The organism is Streptomyces sp. URMC 123 (assembly GCF_051386515.1).
Classification (GTDB): Bacteria; Actinomycetota; Actinomycetes; order Streptomycetales; family Streptomycetaceae; genus Streptomyces.
This window is the reverse complement of record NZ_JBPQTV010000332.1, coordinates 1-7,159: the sequence shown is the minus strand read 5'-3', so window position 1 is coordinate 7,159 and position 7,159 is coordinate 1. Positions and strand designations below refer to the sequence as shown.

Genomic DNA, 7,159 nt, shown 5'->3' with positions numbered 1-7,159 from the left:
AGCCGCCGGACCGCCGCCAGGGGCACCGGGAGCCAGTCCGGGCGGTGCCGTGCCTCGTACAGCACCTCGTAGACCGCCTTGTCCGTCTCGTACGCGCGCAGCAGCGCCGCGTCCTCGCGCGGATCGGCGCCCGCCGCCTCCGCGTAGCCGTCGCAGTAGGCCGCCCGGCCGCGCCGCGCCCAGGCGCGCGCCCGCTCCTCGCCCTCCCCGGCCGCCGGCCGGTGGGCGCGGGCCGCGTAGTCGAAGGAGCGCAGCATGCCCGCGATGTCCCGGGCCACCGGGTGGGGGCGGCGCCGCTCGGCCATGGGCCGGGCCGGCTCGCCCTCGAAGTCGATGAGCGTCCAGTGGCCGTCGCCGGTGCGCAGCGCCTGGCCCAGATGGAGGTCGCCGTGGGTCCGCTGGGCCCGGAAGGCGCGCCCGGCCCGCCCCAGGCCGGCCACCTCGTCGAAGACCGCGTGCAGCGCGCCCCGGTAGGGCCGCAGCGCGGGCACCGCCTCGGCGGCCGCCGCCAGCCGCTCGGCCATCCCGGCCGCGATGGCCGCCAGCTGCGGGCCGCGCAGCTCGGCCGTGGGCAGCGCGCGGGCCAGCGCGGTGTGCACCTCGGCCGTCGCCCGCCCCAGGTCACGCGCCTGTCCGGCGAAGTCGGCGCCGGAGGCCAGGGCGTCGAGGGCGAGCCGCCAGCCGTCGGCGGAGCCGGGCAGGAAGGGCTGGAGGATGCCGAGGGTGAGCGGCTCGTCGCCGAGTGCCCCGCCGGGCGGCTCGGCCTCGAACCAGGCGGTGGGCGGCGGCACCCGGTCGCAGCCGGTCCGGGCCAGCGCCAGCGGCAGTTCCAGGTCCGGGTTGATGCCCCGGCCGACCCGGCGGAAGATCTTCAGAATGCGGGAGTCGCCGTAGACCACCGAGGAGTTGGACTGCTCGGCGCCGAGCGGGCGGGGCACCAGCCCGCCGGGGATGGCCGCGCCCGGCTCCCGGGTGAAGCGCAGCGCCCCGAGCCGGCCGGGCACCCGCAGCCGCTCCAGCAGGACGGCGGTGAGCCGGGCGTCGTGCAGCGCCTCGTAGACGGCCAGGCCCCCCAGCGGGCCGTCCGCCGGGCGGCCGATCAGCGCCGGGGCCAGCGGGGGCGGCAGCGCCGCGCGCACCCCGAGCAGCAGTTGGTAGCAGTCGGCGGGCTCCGCCGGCCGGGGCGCGTGGGCGTGCGGCCGCGGTTGCCCGTGCCCCTCGGGCACGCCCGGCCGCCGGACCTGGACGAGCAGATGGAGCAGGCCGGGCGCGGCGCCGTTCGCCGGGCAGGGCAGCAGCTCGGTGGTGGCGACCGGGGTGAGGCCGTCGAGCGCCGTGCCCTTGCCGGCGAACCAGCGCTGCCGGGGCAGCCATTCGAGCAGCAGCGGCACCAGCGAGGGCAGCGGGTCGGGTGCGGAGCCCGGCCGGGCCGGCGGCGGGAGGGGCGAGGGGGTCGTCGCACGGGTCGGGTTAGCGCGGGTGAAGCCGTCCGACATGGCGTCGCGTCCTTTCCCGGGGCACACCGCGGAATGGGCAGAGTGTCCCGGATGGGGGCAATGGCTGTCCGGCGGTGCGGGACGTGTCGGGTGAGGATCGTCCGTACAGGTAAGTCGATCGGGCTACGCGAGGGTCGCGCCCGCGGTGCGGTACCGGGCCGGTGTGCGGGCCCCGGAGGATACTGGTGAGGCTGCCCAGGGCCGGGCGGGGAAAACCGGGTGGGTCGGTCGCTCGCCCTGGGCGCCCCGTCGGTCGCTCAGCTGGTGGCCGAGCCGGCGCGACGGAGCCGGAACCAGTAGAAGCCGTGCCCGGCGAGGGTGAGCAGATAGGGCCACTCGCCGATGGCGGGAAAGCGCACGCCACCGATCAGCTCGACCGGGTGGCGGCCGTTGAACGCCTGCAGATCCAGCTCGGTCGGCTGTGCGAAGCGCGAGAAGTTGTTCACGCAGAGGACGAGGTCGTCGTCGCTCTGGCCGGGCAGCCGGACCTCGCGGAGGAACGCGAGCACGGCGGGGTTGCTGGAGGGCAGCTCGGTGAACGAGCCCAGGCCGAAGGCGGGGTTCTGCTTACGGATCTCGATCATCCGCCGGGTCCAGTGCAGCAGCGACGAGGGGCTGCTCATGGACGCCTCGACATTGGTGACCTGGTAGCCGTAGACCGGGTCCATGATGGTCGGCAGGTACAGCCGCCCCGGGTCGCAGGAGGAGAACCCGGCGTTGCGGTCCGGGGTCCACTGCATGGGGGTGCGCACGGCGTCCCGGTCCCCGAGCCAGATGTTGTCGCCCATGCCGATCTCGTCCCCGTAGTAGAGGATCGGGGAGCCGGGGAGGGAGAGCAGCAGCGCGGTGAAGAGCTCGATCTGGTTGCGGTCGTTGTCGAGCAGCGGGGCCAGCCGCCGCCGGATGCCGATGTTGGCGCGCATCCGGGGGTCCTTGGCGTACTCCGCGTACATGTAGTCGCGCTCTTCGTCCGTGACCATTTCGAGGGTCAGCTCGTCGTGGTTGCGGAGGAAGACGCCCCACTGGCAGTTGGAGGGGATCGCGGGGGTCTTGGCGAGGATCTCCGACACGGGGTAGCGGGACTCGCGGCGGACCGCCATGAAGATGCGCGGCATCACCGGGAAGTGGAACGCCATGTGGCACTCGTCGCCGCCCTTGGCGAAGTCGCCGAAGTAGTCGACGACGTCCTCGGGCCACTGGTTGGCCTCGGCGAGCAGCACGGTGTCCGGGTAGTGGGTGTCGATCTCGGCCCTGACCCGCTTGAGGAACTGATGGGTCTGGGGCAGGTTCTCGCAGTTGGTGCCCTCCTGCGCGTAGAGATAGGGGACGGCGTCCAGCCGGAAGCCGTCGATGCCCAGGTCCAGCCAGAACCGCAGGGCGGCCAGGATCTCCTCCTGCACGGCCGGGTTCTCGTAGTTGAGATCCGGCTGGTGGGAGAAGAAGCGGTGCCAGTAGTACTGCTTGCGCACCGGGTCGAACGTCCAGTTGGAGGTCTCCGTGTCGACGAAGATGATCCGGGCGTCCTGGTACTGCTTGTCGTCGTCGGCCCAGACGTAGTAGTCGCCGTACGGGCCCTCGGGGTCGGCGCGCGACTGCTGGAACCACTCGTGCTGGTCGCTGGTGTGGTTCATCACGAAGTCGATGATCACTCGCATGCCGCGCTGGTGGGCGGCGTCGACGAACTCGACGAAGTCGGCCAGGTCCCCGAACTCGGGGAGGACCGCGGTGTAGTCGGAGACGTCATAGCCTCCGTCGCGCAGGGGCGAGGCGAAGAACGGCGGCAGCCAGAGGCAGTCGACCCCCAGCCACTGGAGGTAGTCGAGCTTGGCGGTGAGGCCCTTGAGGTCGCCGATGCCGTCGCCGTTGCTGTCCTGGAAGGACCGCACCAGGACCTCGTAGAAGACGGCCCGCTTGAACCACTGGGGATCGCGGTCCTTGGCGGGCGTGTCCTCGAAGGTGTCGTGGACGGGTTCATTGACGATCATGTTGTGGGTGACCCTCCGATCGGTGAGGACGGTCGCAGGGTCAGCACATGCGCGGGTGCGACGCCCGGCTCGAGGCGCACGTAGTTGTCCCTGCCCCAGTAGTAGGTCTCGCCGGTGAGCTCGTCGCGCACCGGGACGGTCTCGTGCCAGTCGAGGCCGAGTTCCGGCATGTCCAACGACACCGTCGCCTCGTGGGTGTGGTGGGGGTCCAGGTTGACGACGGTGAGCACGACGTCGGAGGCGGCGCCCGGGGCGGCCGGCCCGATGCCGTACGGGGCGCGCTTGGAGTACACCAGCACCGCGTCGTCGTCCGCGTGGTGGAAGCGCAGATTGCGCAGCCGGCGCAGCGCCGGGTGGCGCCGCCGCAGCCGGTTGAGCGTGGTGATCAGCGGGGCGATGGAGCGGCCGCTCTGCTCGGCGCCGGCCCAGTCCCGCGGCCGCAGCTGGTACTTCTCGGAGTCGAGGTACTCCTCGCTGCCGGGCCGCACCGGGGTGTTCTCGCACAGTTCGAACCCGGAGTAGACGCCCCAGGTGGGCGAGAGGGTGGCGGCGAGCACGGCCCGCACCTCGAAGGCGGGCCGGCCGCCCTCCTGGAGATAGGCGTGCAGGATGTCCGGCGTGTTGACGAAGAAGTTGGGCCGCATGTAGGCGGCGGCGTCCCCGGACAGCTCGGTGAGGTAGTCGGTCAGCTCCCGCTTGCCGTTGCGCCAGGTGAAGTAGGTGTACGACTGCTGGAAGCCGATCATCGCCAGGGTGTGCATCATCGCCGGGCGGGTGAAGGCCTCGGCGAGGAACACCACGTCGGGGTCGGTGCGGTTGATCTCGCCGATCACCTTCTCCCAGAAGGACACCGGCTTTGTGTGCGGATTGTCGACCCGGAAGATCCGCACCCCGTGGTCCATCCAGAACCGCAGCACCCGCAGGGTCTCCCGGACGATACCGGCGAAGTCCCGGTCGAAGGCGATCGGATAGATGTCCTGGTACTTCTTGGGCGGGTTCTCGGCGTGGGCGATGCTGCCGTCGGCGCGGTGGTGGAACCACTCCGGGTGCTCGGTGACCCAGGGGTGGTCCGGCGAGCACTGGAGGGCGAAGTCCAGGGCGACCTCCATCCGCAGGCCCCGCGCCACCGCCACGAAGTGGTCGAAGTCCTCGATCGTGCCGAGGTCGGGGTGGACGGCGTCGTGGCCGCCCGCGGGGGAGCCGATGGCCCAGGGCGAGCCCACGTCGTACGGCCCGGCCGACAGCGCGTTGTTCGGGCCCTTCCGGAAGGCGGTGCCGATCGGGTGGACGGGCGGCAGATAGACCACGTCGAAGCCCATCGCGGCCACCGCCGGCAGCCGGTCCGCCGCGGTGCGCAGGGTGCCGGAGACCGGCGGGCCGCCCCGGGAGTCGAGCACCGCGCCCTCGGAGCGCGGGAAGAACTCGTACCAGGAGCCGAACAGCGCCCGCTCCCGCTCCACCTGGAGCTGCATCGGGCGGGAGGCGGTCACCAGCTCGCGCAGCGGATGGCGGTCGAGGACCGCCACGACCTCCGGGGCCAGCGCGGCGGCCAGCCGGGCGGCGGGCGGGCGCCGCTCGTCGCGCAGCGCGTCGACCGCGCGCAGCACGGCCTCCCGGCCCTCCGCCTTGGGCACCCCGGAGGCCGCCCGCTCGTGCAGTTCGGCGCCCTCCGCGAGCACCAGATCGGTGTCGATCCCGGCCGGGATCTTGATCCCGGCGTGGTGGCGCCAGGTGGTCACCGGGTCGCCCCAGGCCTCCACGGTGTACGTCCAGCGGCCCTCGGCGTCCGGGGTGACCTCGGCGCCCCAGCGGTCGGTGCCGGGGGCCAGTTCGCGCATCGGGGTCCAGGGCCCGCACCGCCCGGCGGGGTCGCGCAGGACGACATTGGCGGCCACGGCGTCATGGCCCTCCCGGAAGACGGTGGCGCTGACCTGGAAGCTCTCACCGACCACCGCCTTGGCCGGCCGACGCCCGCAGTCGACGAGCGGGCGGACGTCCAGCACGGGAATGCGACCGATCATGGGATCACCTGGGGGCGTTGCGGGTCGGGGCACGGTTGTGGCTTCCGCTCTTTGTATCCGCTCCATTGACGACTGGCCGGTTGCGGGCATGGGCGCTCCTGTCCGCGTTCACTCAGGTGGGTGACTGTGTCTCTCTGGTTGTCCCGCCGGGTTTGTCCCGCCGGGGGTTTCCCTCGGGGTCCCGTCGAGGGGGCGTGGGTGCCCCGGGGGGTGCCGTACGGGGTACCGGAGGAGCCTGCCCACGCGAAGGGGGAGCGCAATCCGGCCACCGCGTCCCTACCGGGGCGTAGCCGGGAAAACGCGAACCGGACCCGCTCGGCGGGCGGGTCCGGTCCGGTGCCATGGCGCTCCCCAGCTCGTCGGCTCGTCGGCTCGTCGTGGTGCTGTGCGGTGGTGCGTCAGTGCTCTCAGCGGTGCCGCGCGGTGCCGCGTGGCGGTGCTGTGCGGCGGTGCTGTGCGGTGGTGCCGCGTGGTGGTGCGTCAGCGCTCTCAGCGGTGCCGCGTCAGCCCCCGGTACGCGGGGTCCCGGCGCGATCTCCCACCAGCAGCAGCCGGTTCGGCGACCCCTGCCCCGCCCCGCGGACCCGGCCCTCGCCGGCCCCGGCGATCAGCGCCCGGCAGACCTCGGCCGGGGTGGCCGTCGGATGGCGGGCGAGGTGGAGCGCCGCCGCGCCGGCCGCGTGCGGGGCCGCCATCGACGTGCCGGAGAGGGCGTGCTCCGCCGTGGTGGACGTGTTCCACGCGGAGGTGATGTCCACACCCGGTGCGAAGAGATCGACCGAGGCGCCCCAGTTGGCGAACCGCGGCCTGCGGTCGGCCCGGTCGGTCGCGGCCACCGTCAGCGCCTCGCGGACCCGCCCGGGGGAGTGCTCACCGGCCGCTCGGCCCTCGTTGCCCGCCGCCACGGTGAAGGTGACCCCGGCCGCGACCGCGTTGCGGATCGCCGTGTCCAGCTGCGCGTTGGGCGGGCCGCTCAGGCTGAGGTTGGCCACGGCCGGCTTCCGGGCGTGCCGGGTCACCCAGTCCACGCCCGCGATCACCTGGGCCGCGGTGCCGGCGCCCTCGTCGTCCAGCACCCGCACCGCCACCACCTCCGCCCCCTTGGCCACCCCGCGGCTCGCCCCCGCGACGACGCCCGCCACATGGGTGCCGTGCCCGTTGCCGTCCTCCGCCTCCGCGTCGTTGTCGACGAAGTCCCAGCCGCTGCTCGCCCGGCCGCCGAACTCCTGGTGGTCCGCGCGGATACCGGTGTCGATGATGTGCACCCGGACCCCGGCGCCCTCGCCCCGCTCGCCCCGGTACGCCCCGTCCAGCGGCAGGTCGCGCTGGTCTATCCGGTCCAGCCCCCAGGAGGCGGTGGGCGTGCTGTCGGCGGCGCGGCCCTCCACCGCCACGGCGGAGTCCTGGGTCACGGAGGCCACCCGAGGGTCGGCCGCGAGCCGCGCGGCCTGCTCCGGCCGGGCCGTGATGGCGAAGCCGTTGAGCGCCGCCCCGTAGAGGTGGCTCATTTTCGCCCCGTAGGACCGGAGGAGGTCCCGGCCCGCGGCGGCGGAGGCGTCGACTCCGCCCGCGCCCGACTTGAGGGTGACGATGTAGCTGCCCCCGACCGCGCCCGGTGCCCACCGAGCCACGGGGCGAGGGGTACGTGGTGGGGGCG

4 protein-coding genes are annotated in these 7,159 nt (G+C 73.6%); all 4 read right to left on the bottom strand.

The genetic code is table 11. From position 1 onward, the window contains the following. The coding region (locus tag ACSNOD_RS26430; protein ID WP_436769572.1) for a maltokinase N-terminal cap-like domain-containing protein at positions 1 to 1,496 on the bottom strand (1,496 nt) is incomplete at its 3' end. Positions 1,497 to 1,753: 257 nt separating this feature from the next. After that, complete coding sequence (gene treS / locus ACSNOD_RS26425) at positions 1,754 to 3,481, bottom strand: maltose alpha-D-glucosyltransferase (RefSeq protein WP_436769571.1); 1,728 nt, start codon at positions 3,479 to 3,481, stop codon at positions 1,754 to 1,756. Continuing rightward, positions 3,478 to 5,502 (bottom strand): maltotransferase domain-containing protein, encoded by a 2,025-nt coding sequence (locus ACSNOD_RS26420; RefSeq protein WP_436769570.1) that lies wholly within the window; start codon positions 5,500 to 5,502, stop codon positions 3,478 to 3,480. Before ACSNOD_RS26420 ends, treS begins: the two co-directional genes overlap by 4 nt. Positions 5,503 to 6,005: 503 nt before the next feature. Then, complete coding sequence (locus ACSNOD_RS26415) at positions 6,006 to 7,133, bottom strand: S8 family peptidase (RefSeq protein WP_436769569.1); 1,128 nt, start codon at positions 7,131 to 7,133, stop codon at positions 6,006 to 6,008. Between the last annotated feature and the right edge of the window lie 26 nt (positions 7,134 to 7,159).